The sequence below is a fragment of the Mycobacterium sp. D16Q16 genome (assembly GCF_002013745.1).
GTDB lineage: Bacteria > Actinomycetota > Actinomycetes > Mycobacteriales > Mycobacteriaceae > Mycobacterium.
This window is the reverse complement of sequence record NZ_MAEY01000006.1, coordinates 35,091-61,066: the sequence shown is the minus strand read 5'-3', so window position 1 is coordinate 61,066 and position 25,976 is coordinate 35,091. Positions and strand designations below refer to the sequence as shown.

27 protein-coding genes are annotated in these 25,976 nt (G+C 64.2%); 19 read left to right on the top strand and 8 right to left on the bottom strand.

The window, feature by feature from the left end:
• Positions 1–19: 19 nt before the first annotated feature.
• From pdhA to B4394_RS08910, 9 genes are all read left to right on the top strand, one after another.
• Positions 20–1,099 (top strand): pyruvate dehydrogenase (acetyl-transferring) E1 component subunit alpha, encoded by a 1,080-nt coding sequence (gene pdhA / locus B4394_RS08950; RefSeq protein ID WP_078312401.1) that lies wholly within the window; start codon positions 20–22, stop codon positions 1,097–1,099.
• 11 nt (positions 1,100–1,110) lie between these two features.
• The gene (locus B4394_RS08945; protein WP_078314848.1) at positions 1,111–2,079 is read left to right on the top strand and encodes an alpha-ketoacid dehydrogenase subunit beta; all 969 of its coding nucleotides are present in this window, start codon (positions 1,111–1,113) and stop codon (positions 2,077–2,079) included.
• Positions 2,080–2,095: 16 nt separating this feature from the next.
• Complete coding sequence (locus tag B4394_RS08940) at positions 2,096–3,370, top strand: dihydrolipoamide acetyltransferase family protein (protein WP_078314806.1); 1,275 nt, start codon at positions 2,096–2,098, stop codon at positions 3,368–3,370.
• Between the two features lie 50 nt (positions 3,371–3,420).
• A complete protein-coding gene (locus B4394_RS08935; RefSeq protein ID WP_078314805.1) occupies positions 3,421–4,104 on the top strand; it encodes a sensor domain-containing protein in 684 nt (227 codons plus the stop codon).
• Complete coding sequence (locus tag B4394_RS08930; protein WP_078314804.1) at positions 4,104–4,784, top strand: sensor domain-containing protein; 681 nt, start codon at positions 4,104–4,106, stop codon at positions 4,782–4,784. The genes B4394_RS08935 and B4394_RS08930 overlap by 1 nt, the downstream gene beginning before the upstream one ends.
• 76 nt (positions 4,785–4,860) lie before the next feature.
• Positions 4,861–5,598, top strand: a complete 738-nt coding sequence (locus B4394_RS08925; protein ID WP_078314847.1) for an SDR family NAD(P)-dependent oxidoreductase — start codon at positions 4,861–4,863, stop codon at positions 5,596–5,598.
• Positions 5,595–6,248 (top strand): TetR/AcrR family transcriptional regulator, encoded by a 654-nt coding sequence (locus tag B4394_RS08920; RefSeq protein WP_078314803.1) that lies wholly within the window; start codon positions 5,595–5,597, stop codon positions 6,246–6,248. Before B4394_RS08925 ends, B4394_RS08920 begins: the two co-directional genes overlap by 4 nt.
• Before the next feature lies 1 nt (position 6,249).
• Complete coding sequence (locus tag B4394_RS08915) at positions 6,250–7,539, top strand: acyl-CoA dehydrogenase family protein (protein ID WP_078314802.1); 1,290 nt, start codon at positions 6,250–6,252, stop codon at positions 7,537–7,539.
• On the top strand, positions 7,539–8,588 hold the full coding sequence (locus B4394_RS08910) for a phosphotransferase family protein (protein ID WP_078314801.1): 1,050 nt from the start codon (positions 7,539–7,541) through the stop codon (positions 8,586–8,588). The genes B4394_RS08915 and B4394_RS08910 overlap by 1 nt, the downstream gene beginning before the upstream one ends.
• On the opposite strand, the gene B4394_RS08905 is transcribed toward B4394_RS08910, so the two are convergent.
• A complete protein-coding gene (locus B4394_RS08905) occupies positions 8,578–9,966 on the bottom strand; it encodes an amino acid permease (RefSeq protein WP_078314800.1) in 1,389 nt (462 codons plus the stop codon). The two genes, B4394_RS08910 and B4394_RS08905, sit on opposite strands and share 11 nt — an antisense overlap.
• A 103-nt stretch (positions 9,967–10,069) precedes the next feature.
• Between B4394_RS08905 and B4394_RS08900 the strand changes: the two genes are divergently transcribed.
• A complete protein-coding gene (locus tag B4394_RS08900; RefSeq protein ID WP_139360070.1) occupies positions 10,070–10,903 on the top strand; it encodes an LLM class F420-dependent oxidoreductase in 834 nt (277 codons plus the stop codon).
• A 54-nt stretch (positions 10,904–10,957) separates the two neighbouring features.
• Here B4394_RS08900 and B4394_RS08895 read toward each other — a convergent pair whose 3' ends face one another.
• From B4394_RS08895 to B4394_RS08875, 5 genes are all read right to left on the bottom strand, one after another.
• Positions 10,958–12,049: an inositol-3-phosphate synthase gene (locus B4394_RS08895; protein WP_078312391.1), complete on the bottom strand. Its 1,092-nt coding sequence runs from the start codon at positions 12,047–12,049 to the stop codon at positions 10,958–10,960.
• Positions 12,050–12,078: 29 nt separating this feature from the next.
• The gene (locus B4394_RS08890) at positions 12,079–12,624 is read right to left on the bottom strand and encodes a PadR family transcriptional regulator (RefSeq protein ID WP_030097647.1); all 546 of its coding nucleotides are present in this window, start codon (positions 12,622–12,624) and stop codon (positions 12,079–12,081) included.
• 102 nt (positions 12,625–12,726) lie between these two features.
• Positions 12,727–13,572, bottom strand: coding sequence for a DUF1707 SHOCT-like domain-containing protein (locus B4394_RS08885; RefSeq protein WP_078312390.1), 846 nt, complete (start codon positions 13,570–13,572; stop codon positions 12,727–12,729).
• A gap of 28 nt (positions 13,573–13,600) precedes the next feature.
• Complete coding sequence (locus B4394_RS08880; RefSeq protein ID WP_078312389.1) at positions 13,601–14,386, bottom strand: DUF1707 SHOCT-like domain-containing protein; 786 nt, start codon at positions 14,384–14,386, stop codon at positions 13,601–13,603.
• 25 nt (positions 14,387–14,411) lie between these two features.
• Positions 14,412–14,867, bottom strand: a complete 456-nt coding sequence (locus B4394_RS08875) for a hypothetical protein (protein WP_078314798.1) — start codon at positions 14,865–14,867, stop codon at positions 14,412–14,414.
• A gap of 130 nt (positions 14,868–14,997) precedes the next feature.
• On the opposite strand from B4394_RS08875, the gene B4394_RS08870 reads away from it, so the two are divergent.
• The 8 genes from B4394_RS08870 (at position 14,998) to dnaB (ending at position 23,078) form a co-directional block, all read left to right on the top strand.
• Entirely contained in the window at positions 14,998–15,420 is a 423-nt protein-coding gene (locus tag B4394_RS08870; RefSeq protein WP_078312462.1) for a DUF5318 family protein, read from the top strand.
• A 19-nt stretch (positions 15,421–15,439) separates the two neighbouring features.
• A complete protein-coding gene (locus B4394_RS08865) occupies positions 15,440–17,812 on the top strand; it encodes a transglycosylase domain-containing protein (protein WP_078314797.1) in 2,373 nt (790 codons plus the stop codon).
• A gap of 85 nt (positions 17,813–17,897) precedes the next feature.
• Positions 17,898–19,484: a glycosyltransferase family 87 protein gene (locus B4394_RS08860; protein ID WP_078314846.1), complete on the top strand. Its 1,587-nt coding sequence runs from the start codon at positions 17,898–17,900 to the stop codon at positions 19,482–19,484.
• A 128-nt stretch (positions 19,485–19,612) separates the two neighbouring features.
• Positions 19,613–19,903 (top strand): 30S ribosomal protein S6, encoded by a 291-nt coding sequence (gene rpsF / locus B4394_RS08855; RefSeq protein WP_030097640.1) that lies wholly within the window; start codon positions 19,613–19,615, stop codon positions 19,901–19,903.
• A gap of 74 nt (positions 19,904–19,977) precedes the next feature.
• On the top strand, positions 19,978–20,478 hold the full coding sequence (locus B4394_RS08850; protein WP_078312386.1) for a single-stranded DNA-binding protein: 501 nt from the start codon (positions 19,978–19,980) through the stop codon (positions 20,476–20,478).
• Positions 20,479–20,522: 44 nt separating this feature from the next.
• Positions 20,523–20,777, top strand: coding sequence for a 30S ribosomal protein S18 (rpsR, locus tag B4394_RS08845; RefSeq protein ID WP_005064619.1), 255 nt, complete (start codon positions 20,523–20,525; stop codon positions 20,775–20,777).
• A 17-nt stretch (positions 20,778–20,794) separates the two neighbouring features.
• A complete protein-coding gene (gene rplI / locus B4394_RS08840; RefSeq protein ID WP_078289820.1) occupies positions 20,795–21,250 on the top strand; it encodes a 50S ribosomal protein L9 in 456 nt (151 codons plus the stop codon).
• A gap of 451 nt (positions 21,251–21,701) precedes the next feature.
• Positions 21,702–23,078: a replicative DNA helicase gene (gene dnaB, locus B4394_RS08835; protein ID WP_078312385.1), complete on the top strand. Its 1,377-nt coding sequence runs from the start codon at positions 21,702–21,704 to the stop codon at positions 23,076–23,078.
• A 145-nt stretch (positions 23,079–23,223) separates the two neighbouring features.
• Here the strand turns inward: dnaB and B4394_RS08830 are convergent, their stop codons facing one another.
• Together B4394_RS08830 and B4394_RS08825 are read right to left on the bottom strand one after the other, a co-directional pair.
• Entirely contained in the window at positions 23,224–24,366 is a 1,143-nt protein-coding gene (locus tag B4394_RS08830; RefSeq protein ID WP_078314796.1) for a glycoside hydrolase 5 family protein, read from the bottom strand.
• A 327-nt stretch (positions 24,367–24,693) separates the two neighbouring features.
• The gene (locus B4394_RS08825; protein WP_139360054.1) at positions 24,694–25,125 is read right to left on the bottom strand and encodes a hypothetical protein; all 432 of its coding nucleotides are present in this window, start codon (positions 25,123–25,125) and stop codon (positions 24,694–24,696) included.
• Positions 25,126–25,274: 149 nt separating this feature from the next.
• Here B4394_RS08825 and B4394_RS08820 point away from each other — a divergent pair, with 149 nt between their 5' ends.
• Positions 25,275–25,829, top strand: coding sequence for an LGFP repeat-containing protein (locus B4394_RS08820; protein WP_078314794.1), 555 nt, complete (start codon positions 25,275–25,277; stop codon positions 25,827–25,829).
• Positions 25,830–25,976: the final 147 nt, after the last annotated feature.

The window sequence follows — 25,976 nt, the reverse complement described above, 5'->3', positions numbered from 1 at the left end:
CTGCGTTAGCGAGGCGGGTATGGAAACCATCCAGCTCCTGGATCCGGAAGGCAACCGGGTCGAGAATTCGGCGTACACGCCGCTCGTCGCTGATGTCAGCGACGAGCAGCTTGTGGCGCTGTATGAGGACATGGTGGTGGTCCGCCGCATCGACACCGAGGCCACGGCTCTGCAGCGTCAGGGTGAGCTCGCGCTGTGGGCACCGCTGCTGGGCCAGGAGGCCGCGCAGGTGGGCTCCGCGCGTGCGCTGGCGCACGATGACTTCGCCTTCACCAGCTTCCGTGAGCACGGTGTCGCGTACTGCCGCGGCGTCGAACCCACCGCCATGCTCCAGTTCTGGCGGGGTTCCACCCAGTCGGGATGGAATCCCCGCGACCACAACGTCACCGCACCCGCGATCATCGTCGGCGCGCAGACGCTGCACGCCACCGGATACGCCATGGGCGTCAAGTTCGATGGGTCGGATACCGCGGTCATCGCGTACTTCGGCGATGGCGCCACCAGTCAGGGCGATGTATCGGAGGCGTTCGCCTTCGCGTCGAGTTTCGGTGCGCCCGTTGTCTTCTTCTGTCAGAACAATCAGTGGGCCATCAGCGAGCCGGTCCGGGTGCAGAGCCATCTGCCACTGGCGGCGCGCGGCACCGGATTCGGTGTGCCGGGAATTCAGGTGGACGGCAACGATGTGCTCGCGGTGATGGCCACGACACGGGCGGCGCTGCGGCGCGCGCGGGAGGGCAGTGGGCCCACTCTCATCGAAGCGGTCACCTATCGGATGGGACCGCACACCACCTCCGATGACCCCACCAAGTACCGCAACTCTGCCGAGCTCGAGGAATGGCGCGCCAAGGACCCGCTGTCGCGGGTGGAAAAGTACTTGGCGCGGCGAGGAGCCCTGACGGATTCGGACACGCAGCGCATCGCGGCCAGGGCCGATAAGGTCGCCGCCGAGATGCGCGCGGGGTGCCTCGGCACGATCGAGCCGACCGCCGCGGACATGTTCAATCACGTATACGCAGAACCACACTCGCTTGTCGCAGCGGAACGTCGTGACTATTTGGAATACCTTGCGGGATTTGAAGATGAAGGGATCGCATCATGACCAGAATGACCATGTCCGGTGCCCTGAACGCGGGTCTGCGTGCGGCCCTGGAAGACGACGACAAGGTGATCGTCATGGGGGAGGACGTCGGCAAGCTCGGCGGTGTCTTCCGGGTCACCGACGGGTTGCAGAAGGACTTCGGGGACCATCGGGTCATCGATACGCCGCTCGCCGAGTCCGGAATCATCGGTACCGCGGTGGGTTTGGCCATGCGTGGATATCGCCCCGTGTGTGAGATCCAGTTCGATGGCTTCGTGTACCCGGCCTTTGACCAGATCGTCAGTCAGGTGGCCAAGCTGCACTACCGGACCAAGGGGGTAGTGGGCATGCCGTTGACCATCCGCATCCCGTTTGGTGGCGGAATCGGTGCGGTGGAGCATCATTCGGAATCGCCGGAGGCATACTTCGCCCACACTGCCGGGCTGCGGGTGGTGGCTTGCGGATCGCCGCAGGATGCTTACGACATGATCCGCCAGTCCGTGGCATGCGATGACCCGGTCATCTTCTTCGAGCCCAAGCGCCGCTACTGGGAGAAGGGTGAGGTCAACCTGGAAGACACAGCGGCTCAGCCCCTTTCCCTGTCCTCTGCCCGTATCGTCCGGCCCGGTACCGCCGCGACCATCGCCGCATACGGTCCGATGGTCGGCGTCGCTACCGCTGCGGCGGATATGGCAGCCGCGGAGGGGGTGTCGATCGAGGTGGTGGATCTGCGCTCCCTCTCGCCGGTCGACTTCGAGACCCTGGAGGCGTCGGTGCGCAAGACCGGACGGCTGGTGGTGGTTCACGAGGCGTCGGTGTTCATGGGATTGGGCGCGGAGATCGCCGCGCGCATCACCGAGCGGTGCTTCTATCACCTGGAGGCTCCAGTCCTGCGCGTCGGCGGCTTCGCCCTGCCGTACCCCGCCAACAAGGTGGAGCACCACTACCTGCCCGATGCTGAGCGCGTGATGGACGCGGTCGACCGCGCCATCGCTGCCTAGGAGAGGTGCGAAATCCATGGCAGTCAAACAGTTTCTGCTTCCAGATCTCGGTGAGGGGCTCACCGAAGCCGATCTGATCTCGTGGAAGGTAAAGGTCGGTGACGAGGTAAAGCTGAACCAGGTGCTCGCCGATGTGGAGACGGCGAAAGCGATGGTCGAGCTGCCCTCACCCTACGAAGGAACTGTGGTGGCCTTGGAGGCGGCCGAGAATTCGACCCTTGCGGTCGGTTCACCGCTGATCTCGATCGAGGTGGCCGGCGCGGAACCGGACGCGCCCGCCAACCTCGTCGGTTACGGTCCGTCGGAATCGAGTGGACTGGCCCGGCGTCGACGTCGTGCGGGAACTGGGGCCGCCGCGCTTGCCCTGGTGGAAGAGACCGGGGCGCCCACACCAGTAGCGGTTCAGCCGGCGGCGTTGGACCAGCCCCGCTCCGCTGCCAAACCGTCGGTTCGTAAGCTCGCCGCCGAACTCGGGGTGACGCTCGACCTGATCAGCGGCACAGGGATCGGGGGCAGCATCACCCGACAGGATGTCGAGGCCTACACCCGCAGCCTCACCGCCCGTGCTCCGCAGGTGGAACCCGCCGCGGCGCCGGTGGGAGGGGAGACACGCATTCCCATCGCGGGCGTCCGCAAGCACACCGCCGCGGCCATGGTGCGCAGCGCCTTCACCGCGCCGCATGTCACCGAGTTCCTGACGGTCGACGTGACCGCGACGATGGAACTGCTTGCCGATTTGAAAGCCAAGTACCCCGATCTCAAGCTCACTCCGATGACACTGGTCGCGCGGATGGTGCTGCTGACCCTGCGGTCGCACCCCTCACTGAACTCCGCCTGGGACGAGCAGGCCGGCGAGATCGTCATCAAGCACTACGTGAACCTCGGAGTCGCCGCCGCGACGGAGCGCGGACTGGTGGTTCCGAACGTCAAGAGCGCCAACGGAATGTCGCTGCGTGAATTGGCGGTGGCCTTCGCGGAATTGGTGAGCACGGCGCGTGAGGGAAAGACCGCGCCCGCCGAGATGACCGGCGGAACGTTCACGCTGACCAACATCGGAGTGTTCGGCATCGATGCGGGCACACCGATCCTCAATCCGGGTGAAGCGGCGATCTTGGCGCTGGGCTCGATCGCCAAACGCCCGTGGGTGGTGAACGGAGAGCTCGCGGTCCGCGATGTCACCACGCTGGCGCTGTCCTTCGACCACCGGCTGGTCGATGGTGAGCAGGGGTCGAAGTTCCTTGCGGATCTGGGTGCGATGTTGACCGATCCACGCATGGCACTGGTGGTGTAGCTACACTCCTAGCAAACCCCGATCGGGGGTTTCGGGGACAGGGGGTGTGCATGCATCGAGGTATCGTGCTGCTGTGCGCGGCGCTTAGTTTGGCTGGTTGCACGCGGATTGCCGATGGTGAGGCGTTGGTGTCGGCGGACAGAGGGAGCATCGGCCGAGAGATTCGGCCGGTTGACGGCAAGCTCGGTGGGCGGTTGCTCACTCCCGAGGAGGTTCGGGAAATTACCGGCCTCCCGAGACTTCTGAAGGTATGGGACCCGGTAGACGGCATGTTCGGGTCGACCGACCCCGGCCTGCCATGCGCGCTGGGTTACTCGCTTGCCGAGGTTGTGCAGTACTCGGGATACGAGGCCGCGCGTATTGAGGGGTACTCGCAAGAGACCGAGGAGGTCAGGGAGTACTCGGTAGCGAACGCGCTGGTCGTCTTCGGTGATACGCGCACCGCGCAGCGTGAGTTTCGGAGATTCGCCGGCCGGATGTCGCAATGTGATGGCGTCACCACGCAGAAGAGGCGTGACGCCGCCGACACCTGGAAGCTGAGCATCACCAGTGCCGATACCGCTGACGAGGTGGCGTGGACGCGTAGCGTGGTCGACTCGAGTTGGACCTGCTATATGGCTGCACGACAGCGAGCCAACTTTGTGGCATCGTCCATGTTCTGCACCCATGGTTCCGATAACAAGGCGGGCGACGTGCTGAACCGATTGACGCTGAAACTCTCGGAGACAGGCTAATGCGCTGGGCGCCAATCATTTTGCTTAGTATGTCGGTGCTGTTTACCTCGTGCACCCATGCGGTCGCGGGTGACGCCGCCGCGCCTGCCAAGCCGGAGAAGCTCTACCCGGTGTTACCACCGAGGCAGGCCGACCTCGAAGATCGCCTGCTGTCGGCATCGGATATTCGTGCGGCAGTGGGCCTTCCGGAGGTCAAGACCATCCCGCCGCTTGACACGGTGCTCTCGACGGCGAACACCGTGTCCGATTGTGCGTACGGATACTCCCTGGCCACACGGCAGCAGTACCTGAGCTTCAGCGCGGCACGCATCCAGGCGTACTCCGAGACCGTCGGAGCGGTGCGCAGGCACACCATCGGCACCGCGCTCATCGCGTTCGAGACCGCCAGTTCGGCGAGCCAGCAGTTCGAGCAGTTTGCCCAGCGCATGTCCAGATGCGATGGAGTGCATGGCTCTACCGCGGTTGCCGGTGTCCAGGAGAGCTGGACGCTCAGCATCGTGCAGAGCGGTCAGGACGAGGTGAACTGGACGCGCACCACCGACAGCTCACCGTGGTCGTGCCGTCTGGTGGCGCGACAGCGCGCGAACTACGTCGCCTCGGTGATGTTCTGCCGACTAGACCCCAACGACGATAAGACCGAAGCGCTGTTCACGTTGTTGCTGGACAAGCTCGCTCGGTGACCGATCGCAGCAGCCCTTGCGTTATCGGTGTCGCGTCTTTAATGTATCGATCGCCACATTAATGGAGGAGACTCGAATGCTGCAGGACAAGGTCGTCGTCGTCACCGGCGGAAGCCGCGGATTGGGGCGAGCGATGGTGCAGGCATTCGCGGCCCATGGCGCCGATGTGGTGATCGCGAGCCGCAAGATCGACTCCTGTAACGAGCTGGCCGCCAAGGTGGAAGCTGAGCATGGACGCCGCGCGCTCCCGGTGGCCTGCAATGTCAGCTCCTGGGAACAATGCGATGAGCTGGTCGAGACCGTGTACCGCGAATTCGGCCGCGTGGACGTATTGGTCAACAACGCGGGGCTGTCCCCGCTGTACCCCAGCCTGGATCAGGTGTCGGAAGCGTTGTTCGACAAGGTGATCGGGGTCAACCTGAAGGGCCCGTTCCGGCTGTCGGCGTCGATTGCCACCAAGATGGCGGCAGGTGCGGGCGGTTCGATCATCAACATCAGCTCGATCGAAGCGGTGCGGCCTGACGCCACCGCCCTGCCGTACGCGGCGGCCAAGGCCGGTTTGAATGCCCTGACCCTCGGGCTGTCGCACACTTTCGGGCCGGCCGTACGCGCCAACACGATTCAGTGCGGGCTGTTCAATACCGATATCGCGGCGGCCTGGCCGGAGGGGTTCGCTGAGGCGCTCATTCCGAGCATTCCGTTGCGCCGCGTGGGGGAACCGGAGGACATCGTCGGCGCGGCACTGTATCTCGCGAGCGAAGCCTCGGCCTACTGCACGGGAACGACAATTCGCCTGGACGGCGGCATCTTGTGACGGAGGCCGGCGCCAAACCGCGGCGGGGCCGGCCTCCCGCGTCCGACGGTGATGCGGCGGCGACCCGTCGGCGGATCATGGATGTGGCGACAGAGCTGTTTGCGGACAAGGGATTTCACGCTACGGGTGTCGCAGAGATTGGTTCGGCGGCGGGCGTACGCGGCGGTGCGCTGTACTATCACATTGGATCAAAAGAGGAACTTCTCTGGGAGATCCTGCGCAGCTACATCGACGAGATGCTCACCGAGGCTGCCCATATCGCGGGTATGAATACCCCGCCGGCCAAGCGCCTGCGCACGCTGATCGGCTCCTACGTCATCCTCATCGTCAAGTACCGCAAGCAGGTCGCCATACAGGTCCGTGACGGTTCCGCGCTGACCGGTGAGCGTGCCGCGGAACTACAGGAACTACGTGACGAGTTGCAGCGCTGCTGGCAGCGCGTCCTCGACGAGGGTCACGAGGCCGGGGTGTTTCGCACGTCCGATCACCTGATCACCAATGCGATCCTCGGGATGCTCAACATGGTGGCGGTCTGGTATCGCGCCGACGGCAAGAGCCCGGCACAGATCGCCAAGCGCATCGCCGACATGGTCTTGGACGGTGTCCAGACGAACCGTCTCGTTGAATCCGAACCGACAGGAAGTGACTGACATGGCATGGGATTTCGAAACCGACCCCGAGTACCAGGAGCTGCTGGACTGGGCCGAGGAGTTCGTCCGCACGGAGGTTGAACCACTCGACTACGTGTTCCCCAATCCGTACGACAAGTCGGACAAAGAAGCCATGGACTACGTACGCCCGCTCAAGGAAGAGGTCAAGCGGCGCGGCCTGTGGGCCTGCCACCTCGGGCCCGAACTGGGCGGCCCGGGCTTTGGGCAGCTCAAGCTGGCGCTTCTCAATGAGATCCTGGGCAGGTCGGTCTGGGCGCCTTCGATATTTGGATGTCAGGCACCCGACACCGGCAACGCGGAGATCCTCGCGCACTACGGTACTGAAGCTCAGAAGGCCACGTATCTGCAGCCGCTGATGGATGGTGATATCGGCTCCTGTTACGTCATGACCGAGCCGCAGGGCGGATCCGATCCGACGCTGTTCAAGACCACCGCGGTGCGCGACGGTGACGAGTGGATCCTGAACGGGGAGAAGTGGTTCAACTCCGAAGCGCGGCACGCGGCCTTCTGGATCGTCATGGCCGTCACCAACCCGGACGTCAGTCCGTACCAGGGCATGTCCATGTTCATCGTCGACCCGAACGCCCCCGGAGTCGAGATCGTCAGAAACATCACCGTGCACGGGTTCAGCGAGGACGAGGCATATACCCGCTTCACCAACGCCCGGATTCCCGCCGAGAACATGCTGGGCGCCGAGGGTGCCGCGTTCGTGATCGCCCAGACCCGTCTGGGTGGAGGTCGCGTGCACCATGCCATGCGGACGGTGGCCCAGGTGCGCAAGGCATTCGACATGATGTGTGAGCGCGTCATCAGCCGGGAGGCGCGTGGCGGCGCCATCGCCAAATTGCAGATGACGCAGGAGCGCATCGCCGACAGCTGGATCGAGATGGAATCGTTCCGTCTGCTGGTGCTCCGCACCGCGTGGCTGATCGACAAGCACCAGGACTATCTGAAGGTGCGTAAGGACATCGCGGCGATCAAGGCCGCCATGCCGAAGGTCATGCACGATGTCGCCCAGCGCGCCCTGCATCTGCACGGCTCGCTCGGGGTGTCCGAGGAGATGCCGCTGGCCAAGATGTTCTTGTACTCGGAGGTGATGGGTCTGGTCGACGGCCCAACCGAGGTGCACAAGGTAACCATCGCTAAGGAGGTCCTCAAGGACTACACCCCGTATGAGGGGCTGTTCCCGCCGAGCCACATCCCGGCGCTGACGGAGAAGGCGCGGGCGCATGTGGCGGCTCGGCTCGAGCACCGGGTGGGCAATCTGTAATGGCCGCACCGCAGCATGTAGATCCGAAAAGCGTTGATTTCGACATTGTTTCGCGCTGGATGGACGAGCAGGGGCTCCCCGCGGGCGAGGTTGCGGATGTCTCCGCGATCACGGGGGGCACGCAGAACATCATGGTGCGGTTCATCCGGGGTGGCCGCGAGTACGTGTTGCGGCGACCACCCAAGCATCTGCGTGAGGCTAGCAACAATGTGATCCGTCGCGAGGCGAGATTGTTGGGAGCCTTACGTGGGCAAGGAGTTCCGGCACCGGAGCTCATCGCGGCCTGCGTCGACGAGACGGTGCTGGGTGGCGCGGTCTTCTACCTGATGGAGCCGGTCGACGGCTTCAACGCCTCGGTTACCCTGCCGGAGTTGCACGCCGGTAGAGCGGATATCCGGCATCAGATGGGATTGGAGGCTGTCGGCGGCATCGCTGCGCTGGGCGCACTGGACTACCAGACGCTGGGACTGGACGGCTACGGAAATCCCGACGGCTTCCTGGAGCGCCAGGTGCCGCGCTGGCTCAAGGAACTCGACTCGTATGCCAAGCGCGAGGGATATCCGGGTCCGGATATCCCGGGCCTGCGGTCCGTCGCGGATTGGCTTGAGCAGCACCGTCCGTCGCAGTGGAAGCCGGGAATCATGCACGGGGATTTCCACCTGGCCAACATGATGTTCCGCAATGACGGCCCGCAGTTGGCGGCCATCGTGGATTGGGAAATGTCGACCATCGGCGATCCGCTGCTGGATTTGGGGTGGCTGCTGGCGACCTGGCCGTCCGAGACCGACGATGCGTCACTGGGCGGGGCACTCGTGCAGGCCGGGAACCTGCCCACGCCCGAGGAACTCGTCGCGCACTATGCCGAACGCACGGATCGCGATCTGAGCGCGATGGACTGGTACACGGTGCTGGCCTGCTTCAAGCTGGGCATCATCCTGGAGGGTACGCATGCTCGTGCCTACGCTGGGAAAGCACCTGTGGCGGTGGGTGATTACCTCCACAGCCTGACTTTGCAGCTGTTCAGGCGGGCGATGGCAATTACCGGGTGACCGGTTCCTCGGGTGACGGGTCGCGGCGCCGGGTCAGGCGCAGTACCACGAAGGCGATCAGGATCACCGCCCAGGACAGCAGGCTGGCCCACAGCTGCGACCGGGTGCCGTCCTGAAAGCCCATGGCGACCAGAATCGCCACGATGGCACCGGCGGTGAGAATCGTCAACACCGGGTAGCCCCACATCTTGACGATCAGCTTATCCGGAGGCGTGCGGGGCCTGAGCACCAGCTGTGATATCGCAATCATGAAGTACACAAAGAGGATTACCGCGCCGGAGGAATTGAGCAGGAACAGGAACACGGTGTCCTCGGCGACGTATGCCAGGATCACGCAGACGAATCCGATGAACGAGGACGCCAGGATGGCGTGCACGGGAACACCGCGAGAATTGACGCGTAGCCAGCTGCGTGGCGCCTCGCCCCGTCCCGCCAACACGAAGAGCATGCGGGAGGCGGTATACATCGCCGAGTTGAGACAGGACAGTACGGCGGTGAGCACCACGATCCGCATGATGTTGTCGGCGTGCGGAATCCCCATGGTCTTGAATGCGGTGACGAAGGGAGAGGTGCCCAGGGTCGGGCTATCCCACGGCACGATCACCGCGATAAGGAAGATTGATCCCACAAAGAAGAGCCCAATTCGGTAGATGACCGAGTTGGTGGCCCTGCTGATGGCCCGCGCGGGGTCCTTGGATTCGGCGGCGGCAATGGTGGCAATTTCCGGGCCGACCATGGAGAACACGACGACCACGATGGCGGAGAAGATCGCACCGGTGCCGTTCGGTGCGAACCCGCCCTTGGTGAGGTTGGAGAAGTCCATCTGCTTATCCGGCCACCAGCCCACGACGAACATGGTGCCGAGGACCAGAAACGCGATGATGGCAAGCACTTTCACGCTCGCAAACCAGTATTCGAATTCTCCATAGGAGCGCACCGAGAAAAGGTTGGTGGCGGTCATGGCCACCATGAGGACTAGTGCGATGAGCCACAGGGGAGTATCCGGCCACCAATCTTGGACGATCTTGCCGCCGGCCACCGCCTCGAACCCGACGACGATCACCCAGAAGTACCAGTAGAGCCAGCCGACCGAGAATCCGGCCCAATCACCGAGTGCGCGGCGGCTGTAGTCGGCGAAGGAGCCGGTCGACGGATTCGCCACGGCCATCTCGCCGAGCATGCGCATCACCAGCACGATGAGCACTCCGGTAATGGCGTAGGTGAGGAAGGCAGCCGGTCCGGCGGCCTTGATGGTCGCACCTGACCCGACGAACAGACCGGCGCCGATCACGCCGCCGATCGCGATCATCGTCAGGTGGCGCTTCTGCAGCGAGTGCTGCAGACCGCCGCCGTCGGGCGTTTCCGCCGTGGTGCCCATGGGGTGTCTCCTTCAGCCGGGTAGGTCGATGTTGCACCCCGTAACCAGATCGTGCAGCGCGTTGCCAGGAATTTCGTTGGGCGGCGGGAGGTTCCTGGTGGTCGTGAAGCACTTTGGTATCTCCACCTCATCGGCCGACGGATACGTGAGTCCGGACGCGATCGCCCGCGCGGTGGAGGAGCGCGGATTCGATTGGCTGTTGTTCGATGACCACTCGTACTTCCCGATGGACACACCCGATGAGATCGATGCGGAGTTTCGTGCCCGGCTTCCGTTGATCCGGGACCTTCCCGTGGTGCTGGCCTACGCGGCCGCGGCCACCGAACGGCTTGTGATCGGCTCGGGGGTTGCGCTGCTACCTCAGCGCGATGTCCTGCACACCGCCAAGGCGTGGGCGACTCTGGCGACGTTGTCTGGTGGCCGTGCGGTGCTCGGAGTCGGTGTCGGGTGGAATCTGGGCGAGCTGCGCAACCATGGCACCGACCCGAAGGTGCGCGGTGCGAAACTTGACGAGCAGGTGGTTGCCCTAAAGCTGCTGTGGACCGATGAGGTGGCTGAGTTCCACGGAGAGCATGTCGATTTCGGGCCCGTCGCAGCGAGTCCGCGTCCGGAATCGCCGCTCCCGATCTATGTCGGTGGTCCGAGCCCGGCGGCACAACGACGCGCGGTGCGGCTCGGTGATGGCTGGTTGCCCTACGCGGCGACGTCGACACCCGATGATGTGCGCGAGGCGCGCCGTCTGTTCGCCGAGCATGGTCGCGCGGACCTGCCCGTGAGCGTGAGTGGCACGGCCGGGGACGAGCGTGTTGCCGCAGCGTATTTGGCGGCCGGTGTGGATCGGGTGCTGTTTCACCTTGATCCGCGAAGTGAGACAGAAACGCTGGTGGAGCTCGACAGGCTCACCGTGATCGCGAATCGATTGCGCGCCAACATATAAACAGGGAGGGCATACCGTCGGGTATGCCCTCCCTGTTGAGGAGTACGGGAGCGGTCAGCCCTCGATGAACTGCTCCAGCTGGACGCGCGCGACATCGTCGGCGAGCTGCTTGGGCGGGCTCTTCATCAGGTAGGCAGAGGCCGGCAGGATCGGGCCACCGAGTCCACGGTCCAGCGCGATCTTCGCGGCGCGCACCGCGTCGATGATGATGCCGGCCGAGTTGGGGGAATCCCAGACCTCAAGCTTGTACTCGAGGTTCAGCGGCACGTCGCCGAAGGCGCGACCTTCCAGGCGGACGTAGGCCCACTTGCGATCATCGAGCCAGGCGACGTAGTCGGACGGGCCGATGTGCACGTTCTTGTCGTACACCTTGTCGGCCAGCGAGCCGTTCAGGTTCGAGGTGACGGCCTGGGTCTTGGAGACCTTCTTGGACTCCAGACGCTCACGCTCGAGCATGTTCTTGAAGTCCATGTTGCCGCCGACGTTGAGCTGGTAGGTGCGGTCCAGGGTGACACCGCGATCCTCGAACAGCTTGGCCATCACCCGGTGGGTGATGGTGGCGCCCACCTGGCTCTTGATGTCATCGCCCACGATCGGCACACCGGCGTCCTCGAACTTCTTGGCCCACACCGGGTCCGAGGCGATGAACACCGGCAGCGCGTTGACGAACGCCACCTTGGCGTCGATGGCGCACTGTGCGTAGAACTTGTCGGCCTCTTCCGAGCCCACCGGCAGGTAGGAGACGAGGACGTCAACGTCGTTGTCCTTGAGTATCTTCACCACATCGACCGGATCGGCGTCGGAGACCTCGATGGTGTCGGCGTAGTACTTGCCGATGCCGTCCAGGGTGGGGCCGCGCTGCACGATCACATCGGTCGGCGGCACGTCGGCGATCTTGATGGTGTTGTTCTCGGAGGCCGAGATGGCCTCGGAGAGATCGAAGCCCACCTTCTTGGCGTCCACGTCGAACGCGGCGACGAACTTCACGTCGCGCACGTGGTACTGGCCGAACTTGACGTGCATCAGACCCGGAACATTGGAGTTCTCGTCCGCATCCTGGTAATACTGCACACCCTGGACCAGCGAGGACGCGCAGTTGCCGACGCCGACGATGGCTACCCGCACCTCAGATGTGTTGTTGGACATGGACGGTTCTCCTTTACCGATGGACATACTTAACGCTCCTCGACCCGTGCCTGCGCGGTGCGCTCGGCGGCGATCAAGTCGTTGAGCCACTTCACTTCTCGTTCACTGGATTCCAGGCCAAGCTGGTGCAACTGCTTTGTGTATCGGTCGAACGAACTGCTCGCCCGGGTAATGGCCTCGCGCAGACCTTCCCGGCGTTCCTCCACCTGACGACGACGGCCTTCGAGGATGCGCATCCGGGCCTCGGCCGGGGTGCGGTTGAAGAATGCCAGGTGCACACCGAAGCCGTCGTCGGTGTAGTTCTGTGGACCGGTGTCCGCCACCAGCTCGCTGAAGCGAGCGCGGCCCGCGGCCGTCATCTGATAGACCCGCTTGCCGCGAAGCAGCACCGTGGTGCCCGCGGGCGCGGAGTCCTCTGCGATAAGCCCGTCGGCCTGCATGCGGCGCAGGGCCGGGTACAGCGAGCCGTAGGAGAAGGCCCGAAAGGCGCCCAGTAGGCCCGTCAGGCGCTTGCGCAGCTCGTAGCCGTGCATGGGTGACTCAAGCAGCAGGCCCAAGATGGCCAGTTCCAACATGAAGTCACCTCCCAACACCGTGTATGACGCCGGAGCATCTCTCGTGCACCGATCGCGCCATAGTATCGCCGCGATATATGCGGGCGCCACACGGGGGAGGGTTTATCTCTCGGATGGATACATCGTCCGAATCGGCGTGCCGTCGGGATTGACGTAGATCGAGCCATTCTGGAACTCACCGCTCACCGAGATGTCGATCTGCACGGTGTCCGGCGGCGCGGTCTTATCCTCGCTCGGCTTGATGAAAAGGTAGGTGTTCTTGACCTCGCTGGCCTTGATGCCGAGGGTTTCGGGTGCGCCGCGCAGGATCCCGATGATGGTCTTCACATCAAACTTGCCGAGATCCACTACGTGGTCGGCATGCGACCCACTGTCGTCATCGGGGTGGTCCCACCCGCCCTCGTAGCGGTACCGCAGGGTGCGGCGCGGCTCGCGCGGATCGGGTCGGGTGAGCAGGGCGTACTCCCCGTAGATGTTCAGTTCGTACCCCGTGGTGTCGCCGAACTTTTGGCGCATCTGCTCGAACAGCCCGGTCAGACCGCCCAGCGACATCAACTGCCGCGGCGGCGTCAGCACGATCGGCGCCACGCCGTCGGGCTTGGCGCCCGGGTCTGATTGGAAGTCCAAAGGAGAGTTGGTGTTTCCATACGCGCCCCAACCGACGAGAACACCCACCAGGATCAGCGCCGTGGCCACCCCGGCGGGGGCGTACCACCGCCGCCACCAGGGGCGTTGCGACCCCTGGAGGACGGGCATGCTCGCCGCGGACTTTGCGTTCTGCAGATCCGAGACGAGGGCGCTCAGCTGGCTCAGTGTGGAGGCGTTGGTGGCCGCAGCGACCCTTTCCCGGTGCTCCTCCATGGACAGCTGTCCGTCGCTCAGCGCATCGTCGAGCAGCTTGCAGGTGTCGTTGCGGTCGCTGTCCTTGGCCCGGGTGACTGTCGCCATGCGAGGAATCGTAGAGCGATCTTGATGCTCAGGATGCGGGCGTGACCTCTTTGGGCTCGCCGTTACCCGCGACGACCATCCGTCCGGTGCGGTCCCTCTCTGAGACGGTGACGGTGATGTCGACGCCCTCGTCGCTGGGCCGGATCACCATGACGGTTCCGCTCTCTCCGGCTGTGGGCACGTTCAGGGTCTCGGGTGCGCCGCGCAGGACGCCGACGATCTTGGCCGGATCGAACCGGCTCAGGTCGCCGATCTTCACGTTGCGCCAGGTGCCGGGCTGCGCGCCGCCGTCGCGGAACCCGCCCTGATACGGGTAGGTGATGGGCAGTTCCGGATCCGCGGCCTCGATGCGGACCAGCGACGCGTTGTTCCAGCGCACGGTCAGCTCGATACCCGTGGTGTCGCCGAACTTCGCGCGCATCTGATCCAGCAGGCCGGACAGGCCCGGGACGGAGAACAGCTTGGTCGGCGCGATCACCACGGGGGCGACGCCGTCGGCGGCCGCGCCCGGGTCCGGTGGCACCGGCCGCGTCGCGTAGCTGCTCACCCCGGCTCCGACGGCGGCGGCGACGACAGCCGTGACAACGATCGCCGGCCAGCGGCGCCGCTGCGGCTGCGGTGCGGGTACGTGGGCCGGAAGTGCGGCGATCTGCAGATCGGAGACCACGCCGTTGAGTTCACCGAGAGTCTGCGCAGAGGTGGCCACGGCGATCCGTTGACGATGTTCCTCCGAGGAGATCTGGCCTTCGCCAAAGGCGGCATCGAGCGCCTTGCAGGTGACGTCTCGGTCAGAGTCCTTGGCACGGGTCGCCATGCGAGGAATCGTAGAGTGGCCGGAATCAGCCCCAGTACGCGAACTCGCAGACCGGGTTCGGCTCGTTCTTGAACGACACCAGCATGTCGCCCATCGTGATCGTGCAGCCGGTGGCGCCGGCGCCGTTGGCCTGGACCTCGGAGTTCGCCTCCTCGACGACGTCGATGGTGTGCTCCCAGGGCAGCGAGACATCCTTCTCGATGTGGGCGGGGCCGCCGTTCTCCTGCCAGGTGACGGTTGCCGTTCCGGCGCCCATCACCTTCAGGACTGCGGACCCGACGATCTTGCCGGTGCCCTTCACCCCAACGGGCGCGGAGGCAGTCGCCGCGGGACCGTCGACCGGGGCCGGCCGCGTCGTCGACGTAGCCGCTGAGGTGGCTGCTTGCGTCGACGAGATGTCGGCAGATTTCCCGCATCCGGATGTGATCACGGCGATGACCGCAAAGCCGGCAAGCGCCGGCGAAAGTCGAAGAAATGTCACCTTGCCCCCTCTTCCTGACAACCGACCCATCGTAACGAGTGGAACGCAGACAGACTTCGGCTTCGCAAAGGACATGCTGTCTGTGTGGCCCGGGGTCTGCCTGCGGGTAATCGGACGTACTCTGGTTACCGTGCGATTGCAGAGACAGGTGGTGGATTACGCGCTCAAGCGGCGATCCCTGCTGGCCGAGGTCTATTCCGGGCGTACCGGCGTGGCCGAAGTCTGCGACGCGAACCCGTACCTGCTCCGCGCGGCTAAGTTCCACGGCAAATCGAGTGCCGTGGTCTGCCCGATCTGCCGCAAGGAGCAACTGACGCTGGTGTCGTGGGTTTTCGGCGAGCACTTGGGAGCGGTATCAGGGTCGGCCCGTTCGGCCGAGGAACTCGTGATGCTTGCCACTCGGTACCCGGAGTTCGCCGTGCACGTTGTCGAGGTATGCCGGACCTGCAGTTGGAATCATTTGGTGAAGTCGTATGTCATGGGCGCCCTCCCGGCGCCGAAGGGGACCACCCCACGTCAGCGGACAACTCGTGCCCGGACGGCCAGTGAATAGGCCACAAGGTGAGGGCGGCGTGGTTGGCGGGCAGAATCCGGTAGCTCCCAGCAGCGGCTCGGATTCACCGCGTACCCCCAGCATGGACGATCGCCCGACGTCGATCCTCGACCCCGTCGAGGATCTGCCGTTGTACCGGCGCGACGAGGACGCCGTGGCCGCCGCGCGCGCGGCACTGGAACGTGACGACGAGGGCATGGGGCACGAGCCGCCGCCGCCACCCGGCAGGCCCGGTGGCCAGTCTCGTCCGCCGCAGCGCCGCCGTAAGCGGAAGACCAACGGCTGGAGAATTTTCCGTCGTGTGATGATCGCGCTGGTCTTGCTGGCGATCGTTATCCCGCTGGCGACGTTCGCACTGGCGTATTCGGTGGTCGACATCCCGAAGCCGGGTGACATTCGTACCAGCCAGGTGTCCACCATCCTGGCCAGCGACGGCACCACCGAGCTCGCCAAAGTTGTTCCACCGGACGGGAACCGGGTCGATATCAAGATCGACCAGGTGCCCCAGCATGTGCGTGCGGCCGTGATGGCCGCCGAGGACCGTGATTTCTACGGCAACCCGGGGTTCTCGTTCTCAGGGCTGCTGCGCGCTGTCAAGAACAACATGTTCGGTGGCGACACTCAGGGTGGATCGACGATCACTCAGCAGTACGTGAAGAACGCGATGGTGGGCGCGCAGCGCGCCGGCCTCGGCGGCCTCACCCGTAAGGCCAAAGAAATCGTCATCTCCACCAAGATGTCCCAGTCCTGGTCCAAGGATCAGGTGCTGGAGGCCTACCTCAACATCATCTATTTCGGGCGCGGTGCGTACGGCATCTCGGCGGCATCGAAGGCCTACTTCGACAAGCCGGTCGAACAGCTGACCGTGTCCGAGGGTGCGTTGTTGGCCGCGCTAATCCAACGGCCTTCACGACTGGATCCCGCGGTGGACTTGCCTGAGTCGACCAACCGGTGGAATTGGGTGCTCGACGGCATGGTGACCATCGGTGCCCTGTCCGCGCAGGATCGCGCCGGGCAGGTGTACCCGGCAACGGTGCCGCCCGAGCAGGCCGCCGCACAGAACGCGACCACGGGCCCGAACGGCCTCATCAAACGTCAGGTGATGGCGGAGCTGACCGACCTGTTCAACATCGATGAGCAGACGTTGAACACCGAGGGTCTGCAGATCACGACCACCATCGACACCAAGGCGCAGCAGGCCGCCGAGAACGCGGTCAACAGCACCCTGCAGGGTGAGAACCCTGATCTGCGGACGGCGGTGGTCTCCGTCGACCCGCGTACCGGCGCGGTGAAGGCCTATTACGGCGGATCGAACGCGCAGGGCCTGGACTATGCGCAGCAGGGTTTGCAGACCGGCTCGTCGTTCAAGGTGTTTGCCTTGGTGGCGGCATTGCAGCAGGGCATCGGCCTGGGCTATCAGCTGGACAGCTCGGAGCTGACGTATCAGGGCATCACCATCAAGAACAGCGAAGATGCTTCGTGTGGAACGTGTTCGGTGGCCGAGGCGCTCAAGCGCTCGCTGAACACCAGCTTCTACCGGCTCATGCTGAAGCTGAAGAACGGGCCCGATGATGTGGCGACGGCCGCGCACAACGCCGGTATCGCCGAGAACTTTCCCGGTGTCTCGCACACTCTGTCCGAGGACGGTCAGGGCGGCCCGCCGAACAACGGCGTCGTGTTGGGTCAGTATCAGACCCGGGTGATCGACATGGCCTCGGCGTATGCGACCTTGGCGGCGTCAGGGACCTACCGCAAGCCGCACTTCATCCAGAAGGTGGTGAACGCGGACGGTCAGGTGCTTTTCGACGCGGGCTCCTCCGACAACACCGGCGAGAAGCGCATATCCGATGACGTTGCGAACAACGCGATCTCGGCGATGAAGCCGATTGCGGGCTACTCGCGTGGACATGGGCTGGCCGGTGGCCGAGAGTCGGCCGCGAAGACTGGTACCGCCCAGTTGGGCGACACCAAGGACAACAAGGACGCCTGGATGGTCGGTGTCACCCCGTCGCTCTCGACAGCGGTGTGGGTGGGAACCGACGACGGCAAGCCGATCAAGAACAGTTGGGGCGGGCCGATTTACGGTTCCGGCCTGCCATCGGACATCTGGAAGAAGACCATGGATGGTGCGCTGGACGGCACCACCAAGGAGACCTTCCCCAAGCCAGGTGTCATCGGTGGTTATGCCGGTGTGCCCGTCTACGTACCCCCGCCTCCGGCGCCGAATGGTCCGCCTGCGCCCGCGCCGGGCGGCGGTGGAGAGGTAACGGTCATCCAGCCGACCATCGAGATCGCGCCGGGTATCACCATTCCGGTGGGGCCCCCGACAACGATTCCGGTTGGCCCGGCGGCGCCACCGGCGGGTGACGTACCGCCACCTCCGGGGCAGTAGGCAGGTGCCGGCCGAATCCCGGAGCCGCAGCGTCGGCGACATTGAGTCTGTGAGCCGTAGCGTCGGCGACATTCAGGGTGCGACGGTGTCTCCCGAAAAACTCGCGGGTGATCTGCGCAGCGCCGACGACCGTGACTTCCCCAGTCGCACAGATGTGATGGGCGCCGAGCTGTCCGAGGTGGTCGGCGGACCGCTGGGTCGGCACGCGTTGGTCGGCAGGCAACCGTTCTGGACGCCGCTGCGGGTGGTGTTCATCATCGCGCTGGGGTTCCTCATCCTGGGATGGACCAGCAAGGCGCCCTGTCTGCAGCAGAGTGGAACCGGCAGCGGCTCCCAGCGCGTGGCCAACTGGGACAACAACCGCGCCTACTACCAACTGTGCTACTCGGATACCGTGCCGCTTTATGGCGCGGAGCTGTTGAACCAGGGCCGCTTCCCGTACAAGTCGAGCTGGCTGGAAACCGACTCGAGCGGGCATCAGAAGATTCAGTACGACGGCACCCCGGCGGTCCGGTACATGGAGTACCCGGTGGTCACCGGGGTGTACCAGTACACCGCGATGGCCCTGGCCAAGACGTACACCCAGGCCAGCGACCTGCTGGGGCTGCCCATCGTCGCCGAAGTCGTGATGTTCTTCAACATCGTGGCCTTCGGGTTGGCGCTGGCCTGGCTGGTGACCATTTGGGCCAGTGCGGGATTGAGCCCGCGCACACGTCCATGGGATGTGGTGATGATCGCCGCGTCCCCGATCGTGATCTTCCAGATCTTCACGAATTTCGATGCCCTCGCAACGGCTTTCAGCATGACGGCGCTCTTGGCGTGGGCGCGCAAGAAACCGTGGCTCGCCGGTGTGTTGATCGGGCTGGGGGTGTCCGCCAAGCTCTACCCGCTACTGCTGCTGTTTCCGCTGCTGCTGGTGAGCCTGCGGGGTGGCAAGATGCACGAGTTCTCGAAGACCGCCGCCGCCGCACTGGCCAGCTGGGTAGTGGTGAACGCGCCGGTGGCGATGCTCTTTCCGCGAGGGTGGGGGGAGTTCTTCCGGCTCAACACCCGGCGCGGCGACGACATGGATTCGCTGTACAACGTCTTCAAATCCTTCACGGGGTGGCAGGGCTTCGACGGCTCGCTGGGCTTCTGGGAGCCCCCGGTCATTCTCAACGCGGTCTCGGCGGTGCTGTTCGGGATCTGTTGTGTGGGTATCGGATACGTGGCGCTGACGGCGCCGCGGCGTCCGCGCGTAGCGCAGCTGGCCTTCCTGGTGGTGGCGGTGTTCCTGCTGACCAACAAGGTATGGAGCCCGCAGTTCTCGCTGTGGCTGGTGCCGCTGGCCGTGGTGGCGGTGCCGCACCGCCGAATCCTGTTGGCATGGATGACCGTTGATGCGCTCGTATGGATTCCGCGGATGTACTACCTGCTGGGTATGGAGAACAAGGGACTTCCCGAGCAGTGGTTCACCGGCACGGTGCTGGTGCGGGACATCGCGGTGATCGGTCTGTGCGCCCTGGTGCTGCGCCAGATCTATCACCCCAGCGAGGATTTGGTGCGCGCCCACAGCGACAACACCGACGATCCGGCGGGTGGGCCGTGCGACGGGGCCGCCGACGACGCTCCGGCATGGCTGCCCTCCTGGCTGCGGCCGCGTAAACCCACACCGCATATCGCCCGCGCGTAGTTTCTCCAGTCGGCGATTTCGCCGGTCAGGGGGCTGTGCGGTAGCCTTGGCCGGTTGCCGACGCAGGCGACTCTCCTGCCACGGATACGCCGTGGCCGCACTAGACCACAGGAGGTGATGAGTTTCTCATGCGTCAGTACGAAATCATGGTCATTCTCGACCCAACCCTTGACGAGCGCACCGTAGCTCCATCGCTGGATACGTTCTTGAACGTTATCCGGGGTGACGGCGGAACCGTTTCGAAGGTAGAGGTCTGGGGCAAGCGTCGTCTTGCTTACGAGATCGCCAAGCATGCCGAGGGCATCTACGCGGTGATCGACGTGGTCGCAGAGCCCGCCACCGTATCGGAGCTTGATCGCCAGCTTGGCCTCAACGAGTCCGTGCTACGGACCAAGGTCCTGCGCACCGGAGCCCGCTAGAGGTCCTACGGAAGTCAGTCGACTTCCGTAGGCTGCCGGTTAACCACGCCAGCTGACAGACACGAGGAGGAACCGTGGCAGGTGACACCACCATCACGGTCATCGGAAATTTGACCGCCGATCCAGAACTGCGTTTCACCCCGTCCGGGGCCGCCGTCGCCAACTTCACTGTGGCGTCGACCCCCCGCATCTTCGACCGACAGAGTTCGGAGTGGAAGGACGGAGAGGCGCTGTTCCTGCGGTGCAATATCTGGCGTGAGGCCGCCGAGAATGTGGCCGAGAGCCTGACCCGAGGGTCCCGTGTCATCGTCACTGGCCGGCTCAAGCAGCGCTCCTTCGAAACCCGCGAGGGCGAGAAGCGCACCGTCATGGAGGTCGAGGTCGACGAGATCGGCCCGTCTCTGCGGTACGCGACCGCCAAGGTCAACAAGGCCTCGCGTGGTGGTGGCGGCGGTGGAGGTTTCGGCGGCGGAGGTGGCGGCGGGACTTCCCGTCCCAGCGAGCCCGCCGACGATCCGTGGGGCAGCGCCCCGGCCTCCGGTTCCACCGCAGCGGACGACGAACCGCCCTTCTGATCTGGGCGACACAACTTATCTAGCTAGAAAGAAAGAGATTCACCATGGCCAAGACGACTAAGCGCCGTCCTGCCCCGGAAAAGCCGGTCAAGACACGTAAGTGCGCGTTCTGCACCAAGAAGGCGCTGAACATCGATTACAAGGACACCAACCTGCTGCGCACGTACATCAGTGAGCGCGGCAAGATTCGTGCCCGCCGGGTTACCGGCAACTGCGTTCAGCACCAGCGCGACATCGCGATCGCAGTGAAGAACGCGCGCGAAGTAGCCCTGCTGCCGTTCAGCTCGGCGACGCGGTAGGACCGGAGGGACATCTGATGAAGCTGATTCTGACGACCGAGGTCGAGCACCTCGGCACTGCCGGTGACACCGTTGAGGTCAAGGACGGTTACGGACGCAACTACCTGCTGCCCCGCGGACTGGCGATTGTCGCCACCCGTGGTGCGGAGCGCCAGGCCACCGACATCCGTCGCGCCCGCGAGGCCAAGGAGATCCGCGGCGTCGAGCACGCCCACGAGATCAAGCAGGCGATCGAGGGTCTGGGTGCTGTGAAGCTGACGGTGAAGACCGCCGGCGAGGGCAAGCTGTTCGGTTCGGTGACCGCCGCTGACGTGGTGGGTGCCATCAAGGCCGCCGGTGGACCGAACCTGGACAAGCGGACCGTCACCCTGCCGAAGGCACACATCAAGCAGATCGGTTCGTACGCACTGGACGTGCATCTGCACGCCGGTGTGGCGACCAAGGTCACTGTGGATGTAGTCGCCGCAGGCTGATCGATCCGAAATAGTGCCGGGTCAACGGCGCCGTGGGTTTCCGCGGCGCCGTTGCCGTATCTGCTGGCGAACGTATTGTACGCGTGTGCCACTCCAGCGAAGCTACCTCTAGTTAACCTAGAGGGTTGAGAGGGGTAACAGAACACGCCCGAGTACGCAACCTGATGCGACACGCCGGACGGATTCCCATCCACAGTCCTGTCAATTAGTTGACCGGCTGCCAACTGGGAAAAGTGCAGGAATGTAGGTATCTATCCCCAGGTTGTCCCCAACCCCCTAACACCGGGTTGGACAGTAGTCCACACCCCATGCCCAGGCTCATCCACAGGGCCACTTGGCAGGGTCGCTAGCAACATCTAACGTCTACCGCGGCGCGCCGGGATGAACCGTACTTGTCGGACCTTGCCGCGATCATGTGTTCGACTTGATGTGAGTAGGAGGACCGCGCGCCGTGGCAATAGTCGACGATCTGGGCCATTCCGGTCCGGTTGCTCCTCCCGAGGAGGAGTTCGGCCGTCAACCACCTCAGGATGTGGCTGCCGAGCAGTCCGTGCTGGGCGGGATGCTGTTGTCCAAAGACGCCATCGCCGATGTGCTGGAGAAGCTGCGGCCGCACGATTTCTACCGGCCCAATCATCAGAGCGTGTATGAGGCTGTCCTCGATTTGTACGGCAGGGGAGAGCCCGCCGATGCGGTGACCGTGGCCGCCGAGCTGGACCGGCGCGGGCAGCTGCGCCGGGTGGGCGGGGCGCCGTATCTGCACACGCTGATCTCTACCGTGCCGACCGCCGCCAACGCCGGGTACTACGCGGGCATCGTCGCCGAGAAGGCACTGCTACGCCGGCTCGTGGAGGCCGGGACCCGTGTGGTGCAGTACGGGTATGCCGGCGCCGAGGGTGCCGATGTGGCTGAGGTGGTGGACCGCGCCCAGGCCGAGGTCTACGACGTCACCGATCGGCGGATGTCGGAAGACTACGTACCGTTGGAAGAGCTGCTGCAGCCGACGATGGACGAGATCGACGCGATCGCGTCCGCCGGCGGCATGTCCAAGGGCGTGCCGACGGGCTTCACCGATCTGGACGAGATCACCAATGGTCTGCACCCGGGTCAGATGATCATCGTGGCGGCGCGACCCGGTGTCGGTAAGTCGACCTTGGGCCTGGATTTCATGCGGTCGTGCTCGATCAAGCACCAGCTGCCCAGCGTCATTTTCTCCCTGGAAATGAGCAAGACCGAGATCGTCATGCGACTGCTTTCGGCCGAGGCGAAGATCAAGCTGGGTGATATGCGTTCGGGCCGGATGAGCGATGACGACTGGACGCGGCTGGCGCGGCGGATGAGTGAGATCAGCGAGGCGCCGCTCTACATCGACGACTCCCCCAACCTGACCATGATGGAGATCCGCGCCAAGGCGCGGCGGCTCAACCAGAAGGCCGGACTCAAGCTGGTGGTGGTGGACTACCTGCAGCTGATGACCTCCGGCAAGAAGCACGAATCCCGTCAGCAGGAAGTCTCGGAGTTCTCCCGAAATCTGAAGCTGTTGGCCAAGGAGCTCGAAGTTCCGGTCATCGCGATCAGTCAGCTGAACCGTGGTCCCGAGCAGCGCACCGATAAGCGCCCGCAGGTGTCCGACCTTCGTGAATCCGGCTCGCTGGAACAGGACGCCGACATGGTCATCCTGTTGCACCGCCCGGACGCGTTCGAGCGGGATGATCCGCGCGGCGGCGAGGCCGACCTGATTCTCGGCAAGCACCGTAACGGCCCCACGGCCACGATTACCGTCGCGCACCAGCTGCATCTGTCGCGCTTCACCAACATGGCGCGGTAACTACATTCGGTTGTCGCACCACCCGATGTTGTTGAACGGCATTGAGTTTGGGATCCAAATCACCGCCCGGCACCGCGACCGCGCGGCCCGCCTTGCTAGACGCCAAATATCCCACGCGCTTCATAAACAAGGCTGGTCGCCATGCTTACACGCGCGTAGTCAGCTTTCGCAGCGTCTGATACTCGGCGTCGCGATACGGCCGCCCGTCCGGCTGTAGTAGATCGCTGAACCACACGTCCGGAACCTTGGTGTAAGGCTTGTCCCAGGAATCCCACGGGAAGTAGGTCTGGGTCTTGCCTGCCACCAGCCCCCAGCTGTACGCACCGACGTTGTGCCGCTTCGCAACGGGGAGCACGCCCTCGACGGTGCTGCCCTGGTCGCGGGCCAGGTACTCGGTGCACAGGATCGGTCGGCCCAGCGGAGCGAGCTCGTTGATGCGGGCCTCGAACTCGGTGGGGCCCGCATACGAGTGGAACGAGATGACGTCGGAGTTATCGAGTTGGAAACCGGCCATCTCACTACGGCTTCCGCGATCCCAGCTGCCCTGCCACACCCCACTGGTCAACGGCTGCACGGGATTGACCGAACGTGCCCAGCTGAATACCTGCGGAAGCAGCCCGCTGACGGCGTCGATCTTGTCTTTGCGCTCCACCTTGCGGTACTGCTTGGCCGGGTTGTCCGGCTCATTCCACAGGTCCCAGCCCAGGATCCGGTTGTCGCTGCGGAACTGGCTCATGACGCCCACCACGTAATCTTTCAGCGCCCCGCGGTAGCGCGGGTCGTCGATGCGGTGCGCCCCCGGGCTCTGTACCCAGCCCGAGTTGTGCACGCCCGGCGTCGGCGCCCGCTGGGCTCCTAGCTGAGGATTTGGATCCCAGCACGAGTCGAAGAAGACGAACAGTGGCTTGATGCTCTGGCGCGCGGCGATCCCGACGAATTGCGACAGCCGGTTCTGGAATCCGGCGCGGTCCTGGGCCCACAGCAGATCGTGCAAGAACACCCGTACGGTGTTGAACCCCAGTAGCCGGCACGCCCCCAACTCGCTGTCGATGCGCCGCGCGTCATAGGTGTCCGGCGCGAACATCTCGAGTTGGTTGATCGCGTTCGAGGTGATGAAGTTGGTGCCGACCAGCCAACCCTGCGCCTGGTACCACGCGTTGGCGCGTTCAACCGGCCATTGGCCTGGCGCGGCCGTCGCCCGCGGGATCACCGAAAGAGGAGCCAGTATCTGGGGGAGAGTCGCTGCTGCCAGCACCAGCGGAATCTTCAGGGCCGTTCGACGGTGCACCCAGTGAACATAGTGGCGCCCAGCAAGTACTCAGGGCTCACGTATCGCATTGCAACCACTGAGGTTTCATATCGTTATCAACTTGAAGCGCCCGGGGTTTGGTGGCTATTACATGGGTCAGTACCGACGCTGGCCGTCATGAAGCAGCGCGATAGTTTTGTTAGGCGCGCCCGGTACGCAGCGCCGCCGCCAGCGCGGGTCTTAACGGGCCCAGATGCCCACCAGCTCGAGCGCACTACCCAGCATCTAACGTGTGGCCGCCGAGTCTTCGTTGTTGCGATGTTGCGTCGCGAGATTAGCTGGCAATGCTGGTTGTGGTCGCTGAAATCACTGGGTGCCGGGACCCCCGCCGACGGTGCCGTTCATGTCGGCGGGGCCGCTGGGGACCCCACCCGCGGCTCCGTTCACGCCAGCGGGACCGTTGGAGGAACCGCCTGCGGAACCGCCGCCGGGACCACCGATGGGGGGGACGTTCGAGTTGGCGGAATTGCCGACGGGACCGCTGGGTGAACCACCGATGGGGCCCGTCACGTCGGAACGGTCAGAGTTTCCGATGGGACCGGTCACGTCCGAACCCCCGGAAGAATCGCTGTCAGGATCGGCCACCTCGGAGTTGCCGGGCAGGGCCATCACCGTGGAAACGACGCCATCGTGGCTGCCGTGATTGGTGGTGATGGTGCCGCCGAACAAAGTCACGACCCCGCACACCACCAGCGCTCGTCCCAACATCCGGTGGCGGTTTGAAGGCTTACCCGTCATAGCCACAACCCTAGTTTATTCTGTAAACAATTGCTAGCATCGTCGGACATCCGAGGTTCGTTCATAGATGTCTTGCCGGCGCGAGATCGGCATGAGTGCAGTACGCGTTTTTCGCGGAAGATCGATCACACACCAAGGGAGAGAAGTAGATGCGCATCAAGAATCTGCATGTCACCGCGTTGCCCGTCGCAGTAGGCGTCATTGCCTCAGTTGCGGTGGGCTGCTCACACAAGACTGGTGACGCGCCTTCGCTCAGTTCTGCTAGCTCGGCCGCTTCGTCGGCGATTTCTTCCATCACCGCTTCGCCCTCCGAAAAGCCCAGCACCACACAGATTCCGGGTAAAAACGGCACGCCTTACACCCTGGAGGGACCAATCCTCGCCAAGTGGAACACCCTGAATGATGTTCAGAAGAAGGACCTGGGCGCACCGTACGACAATCAGAAGGAGACCCTGGATCGGAGCGGCGTCTATCAGCAGTTTGACGGCGGCGTGCTGATCTACCGCAATGGAGAGCCGGTCTATTTCGTGTGGGGCAAGATCCGAGACACCTGGAACGACAATCAAGCCTCACAAGGCAAACTCGGCTATCCCACGGCCGATGAGGTGACCGAGACTGACGGCTCGTTCAAGTCCACCTTTGAGCACGGAACGATCACTTTCAAAGCGGGCGATGCCGATGCGAAAGTCTCACTGACAAACTGAGCAACCAGTAGAAACGTCAGCACGGGCTCGCGTCGTCGGTGACCCTCAAAACGCCGCAGACGACCCGTGCTGCTGACAACAGCGGAGTTGGCCATTCCAAAAGCGAGACGCTTGTCTCGCTGCACGACATCGTGAGAAAGGTTGGGA